Origin of the sequence: Kordiimonas lipolytica (assembly GCF_042651265.1) — a bacterium.
Classification (GTDB): domain Bacteria; phylum Pseudomonadota; class Alphaproteobacteria; order Sphingomonadales; family Kordiimonadaceae; genus Kordiimonas; species Kordiimonas lipolytica.
This window is the reverse complement of sequence record NZ_JBHSCR010000035.1, coordinates 67,261-82,198: the sequence shown is the minus strand read 5'-3', so window position 1 is coordinate 82,198 and position 14,938 is coordinate 67,261. Positions and strand designations below refer to the sequence as shown.

Sequence of the window (14,938 nt, the reverse complement as noted above, 5' to 3'; positions counted from 1 at the left end):
CCTAACCCACACCGGTAACATGGCTGTTTCCTGCTATCTTCTTTTTAAATTATCCTGAAAGCGCTTTGGTCAACTCACTGTCAGCTCACAGCAGCGCGAGGCACCCGCTTGACATCCCTCAAGCTGCATCAGCCGCCGGAGAAATCGTTCCGATATTCCCTCATAAAGGACTGCAACTTTTCCACGCTGGCGATCTGGCTGGCAATTGCGCCCAGTTCACGGCCAGAAAGCTCCTGATCGTTCGTCAGCAGTTCGAAAGCATTGGCGAAATCGCCCTCGCGCATCTGCTGGCCATAGCGGCGGCGCATTTCAATCAGCCCTGCCCGATCCTCGGTGAAGGTAAGCGCAATCGTCAGGCGAATCAGATTGAGGCGCTGTTTATCGTTCAGGGCCTCATTGCGCCGCCAGCCGTCGCCGAGAACGCGCCGCACCGTTGATGCTAGCTGAGGCCAGTTCTTATCGCCCCAGTAAATGTCAGCGCGCAGATATTCCGCAGTGTTGCTGCGATCACCATCCAGAACCACTTCCGCTTCCTCATAGCGGCTCAGTTCAATCAGTGCCCTGGCCTCTACATGGCGCCGCGAAGCTTCAATATCCTGCGGCAACCTTGGCTCTCGAGTGCCGCGCAATATTTGCAGGGCCTGTTCCGGCTTCTCATCAAGAATATGTATCTGGGCCAATCGAGCCGCAATCGCAGCGCGGGCGGCCCCTTCGGTACGCACCCGCACCTGATATTCCAGCAGTTCCGCGGCGCGGTCCAGCAGATCAACTGAAACAAGCCGGGATGCAAGGCGGCGGATCATCAGGTCACCGTCATTACCCAGTGGGGTTAGATCTCGGAAGTCGTAATAGAGGCTGATCGCAGAGATTGGTGTCATATCATCAGCGTCACCATCAAGGAAAAGCTGACGGAACACCTGGCTTGAACGGCTGATCATCTGGCGTTCCGAGGCAAGGTCAGGAAAATAGGAAATACCCTGACGCAGGGTTTCAAGCCCCAAGCGATATTGCTTTGTCTGAAAATAAAGATCGGCCAGATCGTCAAGTAGCTGAATTTCAAACCTGTTGCCACGCCACGCATAGCGAAGGCGCTCAAGCTGGTCGATGCCGTCCTGTTGCGTGATGTCATTCATCCGCAGGCTATATTTGATCCGGGCATACCGGGCACGGGCCGCAATCCAGCGCTGCGGCACGTCTGAAAGGTCATCATACTGAGCCAGCGCCATATCCAGTTGCCCTTGGCGTTCTGCAATCCTGGCGCTCTGGAAAACGGACTCAGATATCTGTTCACTTGTTAGTGAAAGGCCATTCAGAAGGTCCAGCTCACGCTGCGCTTGCTCTATATTGCCAAGCGCAAGGGAGGAACGAATAACCGCCAACTGAATTTCTGCTCGGTCATAATCGTCATAGGTCCCCATGACATCCTTGCCGCGGCGATAGTGCTCAAGCGCCTGTTCATAATTGCCGCGCGCTTCCGCAACGAGCGCACGCCACAATTCGGCGTCCTGTTCGGCCTCCAGCCCCCGCGCCGAAAGATCTGCGGCGGCTTCATCTAGCCTGCCTGCCTTGAAGTTCGCAACGCCACGGACGGCCAGATATTCGCTGTTTTCAGTCAGCAGCGGGTCTTCGTCGAGCATGCGCTCCATAATGCCCAAAGCTTCCTCACCCCGACCATGGGCCAGGAAATAGCGCGCCAGTTTCCAGCGCACTTCATTGCGGTCACTCGCCGGACGCAACGAAAGTTCATATAGAAGCCGGCTTTTGTTCTTGCGGTATTCCCAGTCATTGCCGATCCGCCAGGCCTTGAAATCGATCAGGCGGTTGAAGTTGCCTGTTAGCTGGTCGCCAATGCCAGTACCGCGAGACAGTTTCGACGCGGACAGAATGTCATTGCCGGCAGAGCGAATGGTAACCCCGTCGGCAAAACGCTCCACTGTCACGAAATCCGACAGCGGCACCACGACAATACCCTGGGATGTTTCCAGTACTTCAGACGAAGCATAGCTATATTGTTGTGGCAACCCACGGCCTTCAAGAAGTGTTGGCACAACTACGAGCAGGTCCCCCACAGCCGGGTCTTCCACTTCGATCTTACGGCCAAGGTCTGTCGCAGGAATGTGAATTTGCTGCCCCTGCGTTCCTTCTGTTTGACGCTCAGGCACAAGCGGGAAGCGCGGCTTGGCGGGCGTGTCTTTCAGGGAAACCAACCAATCATTTCGGTCTTTTTCCACCACGGTGCTCTGATCCGTCCGGATACTGAGCCGCATAACAAGCGCATCCCTGTGCTGCACCAGTTCAATATTTCGAATGCGCGGCCCCACAAGTGCTGCATTGGCTCGAAGTCCGCCCATCCGGACCCCAAGCTGGCGATCAAACACCAGCCAAAGAAAACCACCACGCTCAAAGGCCGCAGCCGCAACACCTTCTGGTGTCTGGAAGCGTAGCTTGATACCATTTTCAATTGCCGACACCGATACCGGCACAGGCTCCCCTTCAGGCTCAGAGCCCGTTACGGTCACATTCTGCTGCGGCGGCATAGGAACGCGGTTTTCCGGCACCACATCCGTCACGTTGGTGTTTGTGGTAGCGACCGGATCGGAATCATTTGTGTTATCCGCCTCAGGTTCCGCCGCAGTGATATCCCGGGTCACGCCATCGTCTGAGCCGAGGCGCGCGTCCGCTTCATCTTCCTGCGGCTCACTGGAATCTACCCCGCTCACCGGTTCCTGCGCAGGCTGCGTACCTGCAGCTTCCGATTCTTGCCCGCCTTCCGGGCTATCGCCAGCTGTAGCGTTATCCGAACCATCTGCACCACCCGGTGTATCGGATGTGGGCTGCTGGCTCACTGGTTGCGACACATCAGCCGTTTCTGATTGCGCGTCAGCCTGGGCCGGAACTTGGGTTTGCGGCTGAGCAACAGGCTGCGGCGCCCCTTCCGCCACAATATTTTCCGAATAGACGTCCACAACGAGGAATTGGCCCGACCGAAAGTGACGAACATTGGCATCTTCAGGCACAGTGAACGTAACGATAGTCTGCCCGGAAGCACTATTGGTCCGGGGATTACGAACCTGACGCAACTGACTACCGTCAATCTGGCTCAGATCGAAGCTAATGTCTCCCTCAGCTGTTACACTGACTTCTGTACCTTGATGCTCGACAGAGTATGCGACAGCCTCTGGAATCGCAAAAGCCAATCGGGCGAATGTGGCCTGTTGCGCGCCCTGTACAGGCACGGTTTGCAAAGCCGCGACAGGCAGCGGAGCCAAGCAAGCGGTAGCGAACGCAACCACTGCAGCTCCGGAAAGATATCGCCACTTAGAAAAGGTCATACAGTCCTCTATCCCGTCGTTCATCAATTATAATTATATCAATGCGTTCGGCCAGATCATAGCGCCTCTGCTGGGTAAGGCTACCGGGTAATTGATTGTACCGTGTATCGGCATAGCCCAGCACCGCCATCGGCTCCCTGTACCCCGCGTCGGAAAGTATCCCTGCCACAACCCGGGCCCGAGTAAGTGAGAGTTCCCAGTTCGACCGATAAAGCTGGTTTGCAACTGGCGACTGGTCGGTGTGGCCGGCAACCTGGATTTTGTTCCGCAACTGGATCAGAACACCAGCCAAATCCCGAAGCGCATGTACGCCTGCCTCATTCGGGATCGCGTCTTTGCGTTCGAACATCAAGCTGGCAGGAATAGACATAATCACTTTGCCTTCCTTCCGCCAAACCTGACCGTTCTCAAAGAGCGGGATCTGCGCAAAGCGCTGAGAAACAATCGCCTCAAGATAGGCAGGGTTCAGCCCTTTTGGCTTTGATTTCAGAACCGACGGCGGGTCTTGATGTTCCGTTGGGCTGATCGCCGGCCGGTTTGGATTGAACTCGTCACTCATCGTTCGCACGACAGCCTGCCAGTTTTCAAACCGAATGGTGTTCATGGAGAAAACCAGAACGAAGAAAGTTAGCAGAAGCGATAACAAGTCCGCAAAGGTCAGCATCCAGGCGTTTCCCGGTACGTATTTGGCGGACCCTCGACCGAATGGAAATTTAGTTGCCATTGCGCCCTCTGCCCTCGCCCAGCTTGCTGCGCTCATTCCGGTCAAACGTCCGACTGAAGATAGCAAGGATTTCACCTTCCGGGATGCCAACGAAGCCAGTCGTAAACACATCACGTTCCAGTCCGGAGGTCTGCAGATAGCGGGCCAGCGACCCCGCACGGCGAACTGCGATTTCCTGGGTACGGGTCAGTTCTCTGGCCACAGCGCCTCCCCCTGTGCCGAACAAAAACGCCACTTCCTGACGTCCGCCGCTACTGACATCCGCAAGAGCCGCGATGATCTGGTCCATGAAGGGCGACATATCGCGCCTCATATTGATCGCACCGGGTTCAAACAGATAGCTCTCAGGAAACTGGATTTCAAATGCCCGGCCACCTGCTTCGGAGAAGCGCCCCGGAATATCAAGTTCGGAAAAAAAACGCTGCTGGATGGCCTTCAAAACCGGGTCCTCTGCCGCAGCCGTGCTTGCCCTTGGGTCGATATCCTCTGTCTGGGACTGCCCTGCGCGCGTGAAAGTCTTGTTCACGCTTTCCATGGCCAATGATCCCCGCGCAGCGGTATGGGTGGAAAGGGCTGTCAGAATGATGAAGAAAGCCAACAGAATAAGATAAAGTGCAACAAACAACCCCATTGTGTTGTCTGCCCCGAATATCCGTTTGCTCTCTTTCTCCTCGCTGAACATATGCTCTCTAGCTATGCCACGCGTCAGTCGAAGCTCGCCAAGATGGCATCGATCTCAGCCTGGCTATTGCCCTCGCCCTCAAGCTGCGGGCCATGCAACAGATCGGTTTCATCCTGCACAAGGCCTTCGTCATCACGTTGGATCTCTTCCTCTGGGTCAGGCGCCACATAATCATCACCGATCGCATCGGCAAGCGCGTTCAGGCGCTCTTCCAGATGGGCCAGCGTACGGGTCACTTTGGTGATGCGCTGCCCAGTAAGGTCCTGAAAACTGGAAGCCTGGAAAAGATCTGTAGAGATTTGCGCCAATCGGCCACCAACTTCATCTTCAACTTCTTCCGCGATCTGCCCAACGGCATCTGCGGCATCCATAATGGCTTCGGCAGCATCTTCTGTCGATTTTACGATGGCGTCCAACTGTTCGCCTGCATCCGGGATATCCCTGTTCGAAAGGGATTTAGGCTGCATCTCAACAAGTTCGCTTTTAGCCGCCCCGATATATTCCAGGAGCTCGCGCAACTCTGCTGCCACACGGTCAATATCGTCATCATGGGTAGTGCCTTTGACCAGGCTGCCAACCACATGTGTTATTTCATCAATTGCAATGTTATCGCCGCGGTCTTCCCGAAGCGATGCTGCGCGGTCTTCCAAACTCACGACCGTTGCCTGTTTTCCCATTCCGCTACTCCTGGCCCCACTTAAACTCAAGAAAGGCGGCTACTCCCATATACCGCCCGTCTCCCTCTTAACGTCCGCCACCCCTTACTTCGTCGATATTCGGAGGCTGAACCTGTGTGGCAAGCTCCGTCGTCAAAATCGATGCCTTCTGTGGCGACATATTTTCCATCAGGGCTGCAACCTTTGCCGGCTTCATCCGGGTCACAAGGTCAACCTGTGTCTGCAGCGCCAGCGCCTCAAAGCGCGGTGCGGCATCCTTTGGCTTCATCTTTTCATAAACCGCAACAATGGAATCCAACTGCTTTTCTTCTACTTCTTCAAACAGGCGCAAATGCTTCTTGATCTGCACCTCAAGCTCCTGCAGCTGAACGATCTTGTCATTGATCCGCTTTTCAGTGCTCGCCAGAAGCTGCTCCTGAAGATCAAGCTGTTGTTCCCGTGCCTCCAGGTCCTCGCGGCGCTGGCGCAACTGGGTAATCAATTCCATTTCTTCTGTACTTGGCAGGCCGATGATTGGTGGCGCGGCAGCGGCAGTCGCGGCGGACCCTGAGCCATCAGAATCCGTATCCGAAGCTTCGGCAGTATCAGTCTGTTCTCCGCCCTGGTCCTGGGCTGATGCGACCATCAGGTCATACCCTGAATAAAGGCTGACACCACGCAGCCCCAGCGCAAACACGGCGAAAATAATAAGCAATGGGAACAAACGAACCCGACTGTATATCGCACCACTCATTTTACTGCCTCACACTCATACACCGACCGCATCAACGCGCTTCACGCAGAGCTGCCAAAATTTCCTGCTGCTGTTTCTTGTTTGCCTTCGGCTCTTCAGATTCAGCAGTAGCCTTTCCTGACGCCGGCGTTTTTCCGCCAGTCAGGCCCTTCTCAATTCTGTCAGCAAGATTGTTGCCAGCCTCTGAAATCATGCTCAATTCTTCGGCCATGTTTTTGGCCCGCTTGATTTGGGATTCCAGTTTTTCGTCAGCATCCAGCGCGGCCTGGCGGATATTTCCGACACTACGCTGCGCATCAACAACAGCATTGTTCAGGCTGTCAACCAGTTGACGCAACTGTTCCTGCCCTTCACGTATCGTCGACAAACGCCTGTACACAATGGTCGAAACCACAATCGCCGCAATCAGCAGGATCGCAAGCACACCATCGACAATCATTTCAGGTACGATCTGCATCAATAGCTTCCGGGGTTATTGTCGTCATCAACATGCAGACGTTCAGCGGTTTGCCGTATCTGTACCGCGACATGCTGACCAGCCCGACCAATTGCACCGCTAACCATCGGCACTTCACCGCATTTTAGCACAACTTCATCGTTCGGGCTCTTGTTAAAAAGAATGGTCTGCCCGACCTCAAAATTCATGACGTCACGAAGTGACATGGTGGTCTCGTCCATAATGGCCTGCAAATCAACATCTGCCCGCCACAGTTCGGTAGCCAAGTGGGTTTCCCAAATGCTGTCACGACCAAATTTCTCACCCATGAACCGCTGCAGCAGCAGTTCGCGAACGGGTTCAAGCGTTGCATATGGGAACAGCACTTCAAGGCGCCCGCCACGGTCTTCCATATCTACGCGAAGCTTGATCAGGATCGCCGCGTTCGGCGGTCTGGCGATGGTCGCGAAACGTGGGTTTGTCTCTAGCCGGTCGAAGGTAAAGTTCACAGGACTAAGGGGTTCGAATGCGCCACACATATCCTTGAGAACCACAGAAATCATCCGTTCCACAAGCGTCTGTTCGATTGTGGTGTAGGGGCGCCCTTCGATCCGCATTGCTGCCGTGCCCCGCCGACCGCCCAGCAGCACGTCCACGATTGAGTAGATCAGGCTACTATCGATTGTCATCAAACCATAGTTATCCCACTCTTCGGCACGGAACACAGCAAGCATCGCCGGCAGCGGGATCGAGTTGAGATAGTCACCGAAACGAACCGACGTAATATTGTCGAGCGACACTTCGATGTTGTCAGAGGTGAAATTCCGTAGGCTTGTGGACATCATGCGGACCATACGGTCGAAAATGATATCCAGCATCGGAAGGCGTTCATAGGAAACCAGCGCACTATTGATAAGCGCGTGGATACCTGTCATCTCACCGGAATCGCCGTCCCCATCAAATCCGAGCAGGCTGTCGATTTCGTCCTGGTCGAGAACACGACCCGGGGACGGGCCTGAGCCGTCATCATCGTCGTCATCGCCACCGCCGGCGGCCATGGCTTCCCACTCAGCTGCCATTTCGTCCTGGTCGGGCGCATCATCTTCGTCGTCACCATCGCCGCCGGCCATGGCGGCCCACTCTGCAGCAACTGCTTCGTCGTCAATTTCTTCGTCGTCGGCCATCTTTTACCTTACTCTTTCACCCAGAGGTGTCCCCCGAAGCGGTCAGCTACCCTGCACCAGGAATTCTTGGAACAACACATCCTTGACACGCGTTGGCGCTACAGCCTGATTGATCCGCATCAATAATTCTTCCTTCAGGCGGAAAATGCCTGCAGCTCCAGCCAGATCTTCCGGCCGCAGTTCGCGCATGTAGGCATTAAATTCATCGAGAATACGGGGCATCTTGGCTTCAATATCCGTGCGGTAGCTTTCCCGGTCGATCTCGAGGGCGATGCGTACACGCAAGAAACTTGTGCCCTGCCCGCCGGTATTCAGGTTATATAACTGTTCCGGCAAATCGACGAACAGCAGCTTCAGTTTTTCCGCTGGTTGATCCTCTTCAAGCTGCTCATTTTCACGTTTGGCTGCAGCTTCCTCTGCCATTTGCTCCAGAGCTTCATCCTCGGGGTCCACATCGTCACCGCCTCCGAACAGGGTCACTGCACCAATTGCAGTGAGCAAAGCCACAACGAGCCCGGCTATAATAATGACAACCTTCTTGCCACTGACCTTCTTCCGTTCAAGTCCTTCGACAAGCTCGGCTTCACCCAGCGCTTCTTCCATTCCGTCGGACATAAGCGATCAATACCTCTTGAGTGCCTGATATGGGACGCGCCCATTCGAAATCATTTCGACTTTATCTTTATTGATACATAGTTAACAAGCCGTGAAATAGTCGTAAAGAAATCCGGCGGAAAAGCTGAGAAAAATATCACCACTGCAGCGGGCTTTTCTTTCCCACCTGGGCAAATCCTGTGGGCAAAACATGCTCCTCCACCATCCAGACATTTTCAAAAAATAAAATAAACCATTGATTTGAAACAATAAAAAATATTGGCACAGTTCATGCTTTTATCTCGGCAAACGATAACTGCGAAAAGCAGCAAACTGCGAATGCAGGAGAAAAGTTATGGATACCGCACTGTTTGTCGGGTTGGCTCATAGAAGCGCGCTGAAAAGGCGCATGGATGTTGTTGCACATAATATCGCAAATATGTCGACGGCAGCCTTCAACAAAGAAAGATCTGTCTTTCGTCAACACTTGATTGACGCTCCAGGCGCGGCCGGTACGGTCGGCGGCAAAATCGCCACGGTTATGGACCATGGCGTTGTCCGGAACCTGGAAGCCGGGACAATGATCCCAACGAGCAACCCACTTGATATCTTTATTAATGGGCGTGCCTACCTTTCTGTTCAAGGTGGCGACGGCCAGACCGTTTACACGCGAAACGGCCGGATGACCCTTGATTCCGAAAGAAATCTGACGTTGCTCTCAGGTGAGAAGATCCTGGACGAAAACGGCCAGGCCATTCAGTTTGACGAAGACGACATCGATATCAGCATTGCTACAGACGGTTCGATTTCCACCAACAATGGGGAAAGAGGCAAGCTTGGCATCGTGTCTTTTGCCAACGAGCAAAACATGAAACGCCGCGGGAATTCTCTGTATGAGACTGACCAGGCGCCTCAGCCACCAGAAAACATGACCGAATTTACCATCCGCCAAAAAGCGTATGAAGGGTCAAATGTGAATCCCATCGAATCCATGGTCGAAATGATTGACGTGATGCGGGCTTATGAAAACGCCAGCAAGCAATCAGGCGGCATTGAAGAGATGCGGAAGGATTCCCTCAACCGCCTGGCTCAAGTGAAATAGCCAGGATCAATGAGGAAAGGATAGAACGATGAAAGCACTTAGCACAGCAGCAACAGGCATGTTGGCCCAGCAGTTGAATATCGATGTTATCTCGAACAACATCGCCAACATGAACACCACAGGTTTCAAACGCGGCCGCGCCGAGTTTCAAGACCTTCTGTACCAGAACATCGAACGCGTGGGTGCGAACTCCTCCGACGCCGGCACCGTTGTCCCAAGCGGCATTCAGGTCGGCGTGGGCGTCCGTACCGCTGGCGTATACCGTATTACCGATCAGGGCAGCCTGCAGAACACCGGCAACATGTTCGATATCGCGATCAACGGCCGCGGGTTCTTCCACATCCAACTGCCAGACGGCCAGGATGCCTATACCCGCGCTGGCTCGTTCCAGATTGACCAAAACGGCCAGCTCGTGACCCCTGAAGGGTACGCGGTGCAGCCTGCCATTAACATCCCGCAGGATGCCATTGACGTTACCATCAACGAGCAAGGCGAAGTGGCAGTAAAACAGGATGGCCAGACCAACCCTGCCGTTGTAGGTACGCTTGAACTGGCGATCTTCCCGAACGAAGTTGGCCTTGAGGCCATCGGTGGCAACCTGTACCTGGAAAGCCAGGCGTCTGGTGCCGCAGTGCCCTCTTCCCCTGGTCAGCCAGGTTACGGCACCGTATTCCAGGGCTTCCTGGAGCAATCCAACGTGAATGCCGTGGGTGAAATTACCTCCATGATTTCGGCGCAGCGCGCCTATGAGCTGAACTCCAAGGTCATCCAGACCGCAGATGAGATGCTCCAGGCTGCCAATAACCTGCGCTAATAGGAGACACTGATGCGGAACTGTAGCACAAAAATCATCACTGCCCTGGCCTTCAGCACCATGCTGATGACAGCAGCCCCAGCTGAGGCGGCGGAACTAAAGGCCGCGCCAATGGTGGATGACGCTGTCATCCGCTTGGGGGATCTGTTTGATGACGTGGGCGACAAGGCCGCAGAAATCATCATGCAGGCACCAGCACCCGGCGAAGCCGAAAAACTGAACTCCTACGACCTTGACCGGATCGCAGAGGACTTCGGACTGGACTGGGAACGCCCCAATTACCTGCGCACTGTCATGATCCAGCGTGACGGCGTTGCCTTCTCGCTCACAGACCTCAACGACCTGGTGCTGGATGCAGCAAACCAGCAAGGGTTGACCCACGATGTTGAAGTAACTGTATATGGCAGCAACCGTGGCCTCTATCTGCCGACCACGGCAAGCCTTGCCGATATTGAAATCGAACGCTTCACCTTGAGCGACCGTATGGACCGCTTCAGCGCAACCTTGCTGATTCCCACCGGTAGCGCGATACCCAAGAAGCTGAAGGTCAACGGGACACTGCAGGAAGTGCGACTGGTACCGATGCTGACCCGGCTGATTGCCCCTGGTGAAGTGATCACTGCGCAAGATATTGCCTGGAACCAGTACCCAGCCAAACGCCTGAACCGCAATTCTGTTCTGGACCAGCAAAGCCTTGTCGGCCAGACGGTCCGCCGCCCGCTTCAACCCGGCCAACCTCTGCGTGTCAATGACATCATGGCCCCCGTAGTTGTGGCAAAAGGCAGCCTCGTTACCATGACCATCCAAAGCGGTGCCCTGAGCCTGAGTGCCAGTGGTCGCGCCCTGGAAAACGGTGGCGACGGCGACACGATCCGGGTCATGAACATCAAATCCAAACAAAGCGTTGAAGCAAAAGTTATCAGCCCCGGCCTTGTGAAGGTCATGAGCAACAGCTTTGCGCTTGCCGCCCTCTAACGTCGGAGACTTGTAATGATTAAGAACGCCTTACGCAAAATTGCCCTCACGGCAGCCCTCGCGTCCCTCGCGGCGTGCGGTGCGGCAGATCGGATCTCGAACATCGGCAAAGCGCCGGACATGACGCCAATCAAGGATATCAAGGCGCCTGTGGCCCAGCGCTCCATCAGCCTGCCGATGCCAAACAATACTCCGGACAAATATCAGCCAAACTCGCTTTGGCGCACCGGCGCCCGCGCTTTCTTCAAGGATCAGCGCGCAGGCAATATCGGAGACATCCTGACGGTGAATATCGATATTTCCGACAGCGCCCAGATCGGCAACTCTACCTCTCGCTCCCGCGCGACTGCGGAAGATGCAGGCTTGTCCAACTTCCTGGGCCTTGAACAGAAAATCGGCAGTGCCATTCATGGTAGCGGCGAGGGTGCTCCGACCGTTACGCCAGGCTCGCTGGTGAATGCTGACTCAACAACCTCTTACGAAGGAACCGGCAGCGTAAACCGGTCTGAGGCCATCAGCCTCACGGTCGCTGCCATCGTTACCGAAGTGCTGCCAAACGGCAACCTGGTGATCCAGGGCCGCCAGGAAGTACGAGTGAATTTCGAGAAGCGCGAACTGCTTCTTGCCGGGATTGTGCGTCCTGAGGATATCTCTAGTTCGAACACCATTTCGCACACCCAAATCGCCGAAGCCCGCATTAGCTACGGGGGCAAAGGCCAGCTAACCGATGTCCAACAGCCACGTTATGGGACCCAACTGTACGACATCATCTTCCCATTCTAATCTGACCAAACCAAGGAGGCGTCTAACGCAGGACTTAGGAACTACTTACCGAAATAAAGCCAACTTAATTCTGCATACAGTGCAGTGGCCGGAAGCCCCGAGGGGTTTACCGGCCTCTTTTTTTGCCCCCCACAGGCAATAAAAAGGGAGCCGCAAAGCTCCCTTGTTCAAACTCTCTAATCTCTGATGATTAGTCGTCGCGGTGCACTTTTTCGGCCCGTTCGTGTGCTTCCTGGGCTTCAATCGTCATCGTGGCGATCGGACGGGCGTCCAGGCGGCGCAGACTGATTGGCTCGCCAGTTACTTCACAGTAACCATATTCGCCCTCTTCGATACGGCGCAGCGCAGAATCGATTTTTGACACCAGCTTGCGCTGACGGTCGCGGGTACGGAGTTCAACCGACCAGTCGGTCTCAGAAGAAGCGCGATCTGCAATATCGGGCTCACGCAGATTGTCTTCCTGAAGGTTGTGCAGTGTCTCAGCGGACTCCCTGAGAATGTCCTGCTTCCAGTCATTCAGCTTGCGGCGGAAATATTCCAGCTGAAGCGGGTTCATGAACTCTTCGTCTGGCGACGGTGTGTATCCTTCTGGCAGCTGGATCTTTTTCGCTGTCATCGTCTCGGTCATTGTCACTCCCTAACAAACCAAATCTGGACCTTCGCCTCGAATTCCCCCGAAGGCCGAGAGCAATACATTCGGGGGGTTATATAATGATTTCCGCCCCACAGCACAAGCTGTAATAAAAACGGACGCACCAACGATCTTGTGATGTACAGGAAAAAAATAATAAGGCTTTGATTTTAAACGCCTAGTTTTGCCAGCTCAACTTCGGCCCGGAGCTCGATATCCGCCAGGATTTCATCCAGCTTCTTATCATCTGTCTTGCCGCGCTGATTCCTTGCCATATCCGCAAGGCCCCGAAGCTTAGGTGCAGGAATGGCCCCCAGAAGAATACCTTTGCGCACTTCCTCAAGAAGATCGAGCATCTCTTCAGCACGTTTTAGGCCTTTTGAGCGACGCTCTGTCGCGTCCGGTACACCCTGGAGGGCAATCACTGCATCAAGGGAAGCTATAGGCCCTGCGGCCCCTGCCCCTGATGCTGCGCCGGATGCGGAACTCTCTCTTGTTCCGGAAAGTTCGCTGGCAAAGGCCGACCCACCACTCGCACCCTTGCGAGAGGTCTTTTTGACCGTCTTTGACTGAACTGAACCGGAACCAGAGATCTTCATGCGTCTAATTTATTCCTTGAAGAACGGATGAGCAAGCATTGCTACACCCAACCGGCAGATAATTCCAATTCAATAATAGCCCAGAATTAAAATCCTTAAAATTCAACAAGTTAAACAGACAATTCAATTGGCACGATATTCGCATTGTTGGAGGCGAGATAGAAATAAGCGGCAAAATTGGCCGCACATGAATCAGTAAGGGTGCCAAAGCATGTTTTGCAAATCGAAAGTTCGGACCGGTCTGACACTGATGGTTGCCTTCCTCTTTCTGGGGGCAATGCCTGCCGCACATGCATCTTCGCGGATCAAGGATATCGTGTCTATCGAGGGCATTCGTGAGAACCAGTTGATCGGTTACGGCCTCGTTGTGGGCCTGAACGGTACGGGCGACACGCTCAGGAACACTCCTTACACTGAACAAAGCCTGACTGCGATGCTGGAACGTCTGGGCGTGAACGCCAAAGGCGAGACCATGCGCCCGGAAAATGTTGCCGCAGTTATGGTAACCGCCAATCTGCCGGCCTTTTCCCGCCAGGGTAACCGCATCGATGTCAACGTAAGCTCTATGGGTGACGCTCAGGATCTCAAGGGTGGCACGCTGCTCGCGACCCCACTGATGGGCGCAGACGGTGAAGTTTATGCCGTGGCCCAAGGCGCCATTGCGGTTGCAGGTTTCAGCGCACAGGGCGAGGCTGCCTCCGTCGTTCAAGGCGTACCAACAAATGGCCGTATCGCAAACGGCGGCATCGTAGAGCGTGAAATCCCATTCGAGCTGTCTGACATGACTTCCGTGAAGCTGTCGCTCCACAACCCGGACCTGACAACAGCCCAGCGTGTTACAAGCGCTATCAACCGCCAGCTCAAGAACAATATGGCCCGTGCGCTCGACCCGGCTACGATCCAGATCGACCGCCCAATCGGCTATGAATTGGCACTGGTGGACATTCTGACCCAGATCGAGCAACTGCCGATCAAGCCAGACCAGAAAGCCCGCGTAATCATCGACGAACGGACAGGCATTATCGTTATGGGCGCGGAGGTTCGGATCAATTCCGTGGCCATTGCACAAGGCAACCTGACCATTAGCGTTTCCGAGGAACCACAGGTGTCCCAACCTGGTGCCTTTGCCCAGGGTGGCCAAACCCAAGTGGTACCACGCAGCTCAGTAACGGTGGAAGAAACCGGCACAGAGAAGCTGACCATTCTTGAGAACGCTGTAACGCTTCAAGACCTTGTGGACGGCTTGAACGCCTTGGGCGTTGGCCCCCGCGACATGATTTCCATCCTGCAGGCCATCAAGGCCGCGGGTGCAATGCAAGCCGAAATACAGGTGATGTAATGCAAGTCGTTTCCGTAGATACAGCTCAGGCACAAGCCATCGACGCCCAGATCGGCGCCGCAAAAGCAGGCCTCCAGAATGCCGGATCGTCTGACGCGACCAAACGCGCAGCCCGGGAAGCGGCTGAACAGTTCGAAGCTGTTTTCATTGCCCAGATGCTTGGCCCAATGTTCGAAACAATTCCGACCGATGGCCCGATGGGCGGCGGTCACGCCGAAGGCATGTACCGTTCGATGTTTGTGACCGAAGCCGGCAAGGCCATCGCCAAGCAAGGCGGCATCGGTATTGCCGATCAGGTTTATCGCGAGCTCTTGAAAATGCAGGAGGTTTGAC

The 14,938-nt window shown here is 54.7% G+C and carries 16 protein-coding genes; 6 read left to right on the top strand and 10 right to left on the bottom strand.

The genetic code is table 11. The features are described 5' to 3' along the window. Positions 1 to 128: 128 nt before the first annotated feature. The 8 genes from ACFO5Q_RS17715 to ACFO5Q_RS17680 all read right to left on the bottom strand — a co-directional run bounded on the left by ACFO5Q_RS17715 (position 129) and on the right by ACFO5Q_RS17680 (position 8,383). Positions 129 to 3,332, bottom strand: a complete 3,204-nt coding sequence (locus ACFO5Q_RS17715) for a tetratricopeptide repeat protein (protein ID WP_156431890.1) — start codon at positions 3,330 to 3,332, stop codon at positions 129 to 131. Then, a complete protein-coding gene (locus ACFO5Q_RS17710) occupies positions 3,319 to 4,056 on the bottom strand; it encodes an OmpA/MotB family protein (protein ID WP_197420956.1) in 738 nt (245 codons plus the stop codon). The genes ACFO5Q_RS17715 and ACFO5Q_RS17710 overlap by 14 nt, the downstream gene beginning before the upstream one ends. Then, on the bottom strand, positions 4,046 to 4,738 hold the full coding sequence (locus ACFO5Q_RS17705) for a hypothetical protein (protein ID WP_068144992.1): 693 nt from the start codon (positions 4,736 to 4,738) through the stop codon (positions 4,046 to 4,048). The genes ACFO5Q_RS17710 and ACFO5Q_RS17705 overlap by 11 nt, the downstream gene beginning before the upstream one ends. A gap of 23 nt (positions 4,739 to 4,761) precedes the next feature. Then, positions 4,762 to 5,415 carry a protein phosphatase CheZ gene (locus tag ACFO5Q_RS17700; protein WP_068144989.1) on the bottom strand — a complete coding sequence of 218 codons (654 nt, stop codon included), beginning with the start codon at positions 5,413 to 5,415 and terminating at the stop codon, positions 4,762 to 4,764. A 67-nt stretch (positions 5,416 to 5,482) separates the two neighbouring features. Next, positions 5,483 to 6,148, bottom strand: coding sequence for a MotE family protein (locus ACFO5Q_RS17695; RefSeq protein WP_156431889.1), 666 nt, complete (start codon positions 6,146 to 6,148; stop codon positions 5,483 to 5,485). Between the two features lie 31 nt (positions 6,149 to 6,179). After that, positions 6,180 to 6,605 carry a DUF6468 domain-containing protein gene (locus ACFO5Q_RS17690; RefSeq protein WP_068144981.1) on the bottom strand — a complete coding sequence of 142 codons (426 nt, stop codon included), beginning with the start codon at positions 6,603 to 6,605 and terminating at the stop codon, positions 6,180 to 6,182. Continuing rightward, positions 6,605 to 7,768 carry a flagellar motor switch protein FliM gene (gene fliM, locus ACFO5Q_RS17685; RefSeq protein WP_068144979.1) on the bottom strand — a complete coding sequence of 388 codons (1,164 nt, stop codon included), beginning with the start codon at positions 7,766 to 7,768 and terminating at the stop codon, positions 6,605 to 6,607. Before fliM ends, ACFO5Q_RS17690 begins: the two co-directional genes overlap by 1 nt. Positions 7,769 to 7,810: 42 nt before the next feature. Beyond that, a complete protein-coding gene (locus ACFO5Q_RS17680; RefSeq protein ID WP_082719738.1) occupies positions 7,811 to 8,383 on the bottom strand; it encodes a flagellar basal body-associated FliL family protein in 573 nt (190 codons plus the stop codon). Between the two features lie 334 nt (positions 8,384 to 8,717). On the opposite strand from ACFO5Q_RS17680, the gene ACFO5Q_RS17675 reads away from it, so the two are divergent. The 4 genes from ACFO5Q_RS17675 to flgH are packed head-to-tail and all read left to right on the top strand — an operon-like array spanning position 8,718 to position 12,036. Next, entirely contained in the window at positions 8,718 to 9,464 is a 747-nt protein-coding gene (locus ACFO5Q_RS17675; protein WP_068144973.1) for a flagellar hook-basal body protein, read from the top strand. Positions 9,465 to 9,492: 28 nt separating this feature from the next. After that, positions 9,493 to 10,278 (top strand): flagellar basal-body rod protein FlgG, encoded by a 786-nt coding sequence (flgG, locus tag ACFO5Q_RS17670; protein ID WP_068144968.1) that lies wholly within the window; start codon positions 9,493 to 9,495, stop codon positions 10,276 to 10,278. 12 nt (positions 10,279 to 10,290) lie between these two features. Next, the gene (gene flgA / locus ACFO5Q_RS17665) at positions 10,291 to 11,253 is read left to right on the top strand and encodes a flagellar basal body P-ring formation chaperone FlgA (RefSeq protein ID WP_068144965.1); all 963 of its coding nucleotides are present in this window, start codon (positions 10,291 to 10,293) and stop codon (positions 11,251 to 11,253) included. A 15-nt stretch (positions 11,254 to 11,268) separates the two neighbouring features. Next, positions 11,269 to 12,036 (top strand): flagellar basal body L-ring protein FlgH, encoded by a 768-nt coding sequence (gene flgH, locus ACFO5Q_RS17660; protein WP_068144963.1) that lies wholly within the window; start codon positions 11,269 to 11,271, stop codon positions 12,034 to 12,036. Positions 12,037 to 12,226: 190 nt separating this feature from the next. Here the strand turns inward: flgH and dksA are convergent, their stop codons facing one another. Both dksA and ACFO5Q_RS17650 read right to left on the bottom strand, forming a co-directional pair. After that, positions 12,227 to 12,664, bottom strand: coding sequence for an RNA polymerase-binding protein DksA (gene dksA / locus ACFO5Q_RS17655; RefSeq protein WP_068144960.1), 438 nt, complete (start codon positions 12,662 to 12,664; stop codon positions 12,227 to 12,229). A gap of 173 nt (positions 12,665 to 12,837) precedes the next feature. Next, positions 12,838 to 13,266, bottom strand: a complete 429-nt coding sequence (locus ACFO5Q_RS17650) for a flagellar assembly protein FliX (protein ID WP_082719737.1) — start codon at positions 13,264 to 13,266, stop codon at positions 12,838 to 12,840. A gap of 211 nt (positions 13,267 to 13,477) precedes the next feature. Between ACFO5Q_RS17650 and ACFO5Q_RS17645 the strand changes: the two genes are divergently transcribed. Both ACFO5Q_RS17645 and ACFO5Q_RS17640 read left to right on the top strand, forming a co-directional pair. Then, positions 13,478 to 14,605 (top strand): flagellar basal body P-ring protein FlgI, encoded by a 1,128-nt coding sequence (locus tag ACFO5Q_RS17645; RefSeq protein ID WP_068144955.1) that lies wholly within the window; start codon positions 13,478 to 13,480, stop codon positions 14,603 to 14,605. Further along, positions 14,605 to 14,937: a rod-binding protein gene (locus tag ACFO5Q_RS17640; RefSeq protein WP_082719736.1), complete on the top strand. Its 333-nt coding sequence runs from the start codon at positions 14,605 to 14,607 to the stop codon at positions 14,935 to 14,937. Before ACFO5Q_RS17645 ends, ACFO5Q_RS17640 begins: the two co-directional genes overlap by 1 nt. Position 14,938 lies beyond the last annotated feature (1 nt).

Bases quoted from the DNA above. Each gene is read 5' to 3' on its own strand.
- flgG (WP_068144968.1), top strand. From the start codon at position 9,493: ATGAAAGCACTTAGCACAGCAGCAACAGGCATGTTGGCCCAGCAGTTG.
- ACFO5Q_RS17675 (WP_068144973.1), top strand. From the start codon at position 8,718: ATGGATACCGCACTGTTTGTCGGGTTGGCTCATAGAAGCGCGCTGAAA.
- dksA (WP_068144960.1), bottom strand. From the start codon at position 12,664: ATGACCGAGACGATGACAGCGAAAAAGATCCAGCTGCCAGAAGGATAC.
- ACFO5Q_RS17690 (WP_068144981.1), bottom strand. From the start codon at position 6,605: ATGCAGATCGTACCTGAAATGATTGTCGATGGTGTGCTTGCGATCCTG.
- ACFO5Q_RS17640 (WP_082719736.1), top strand. From the start codon at position 14,605: ATGCAAGTCGTTTCCGTAGATACAGCTCAGGCACAAGCCATCGACGCC.
- fliM (WP_068144979.1), bottom strand. From the start codon at position 7,768: ATGGCCGACGACGAAGAAATTGACGACGAAGCAGTTGCTGCAGAGTGG.
- flgH (WP_068144963.1), top strand. From the start codon at position 11,269: ATGATTAAGAACGCCTTACGCAAAATTGCCCTCACGGCAGCCCTCGCG.
- ACFO5Q_RS17650 (WP_082719737.1), bottom strand. From the start codon at position 13,266: ATGAAGATCTCTGGTTCCGGTTCAGTTCAGTCAAAGACGGTCAAAAAG.
- ACFO5Q_RS17695 (WP_156431889.1), bottom strand. From the start codon at position 6,148: ATGAGTGGTGCGATATACAGTCGGGTTCGTTTGTTCCCATTGCTTATT.
- ACFO5Q_RS17680 (WP_082719738.1), bottom strand. From the start codon at position 8,383: ATGTCCGACGGAATGGAAGAAGCGCTGGGTGAAGCCGAGCTTGTCGAA.
- ACFO5Q_RS17710 (WP_197420956.1), bottom strand. From the start codon at position 4,056: ATGGCAACTAAATTTCCATTCGGTCGAGGGTCCGCCAAATACGTACCG.
- ACFO5Q_RS17645 (WP_068144955.1), top strand. From the start codon at position 13,478: ATGTTTTGCAAATCGAAAGTTCGGACCGGTCTGACACTGATGGTTGCC.
- flgA (WP_068144965.1), top strand. From the start codon at position 10,291: ATGCGGAACTGTAGCACAAAAATCATCACTGCCCTGGCCTTCAGCACC.
- ACFO5Q_RS17705 (WP_068144992.1), bottom strand. From the start codon at position 4,738: ATGTTCAGCGAGGAGAAAGAGAGCAAACGGATATTCGGGGCAGACAAC.
- ACFO5Q_RS17715 (WP_156431890.1), bottom strand. From the start codon at position 3,332: ATGACCTTTTCTAAGTGGCGATATCTTTCCGGAGCTGCAGTGGTTGCG.
- ACFO5Q_RS17700 (WP_068144989.1), bottom strand. From the start codon at position 5,415: ATGGGAAAACAGGCAACGGTCGTGAGTTTGGAAGACCGCGCAGCATCG.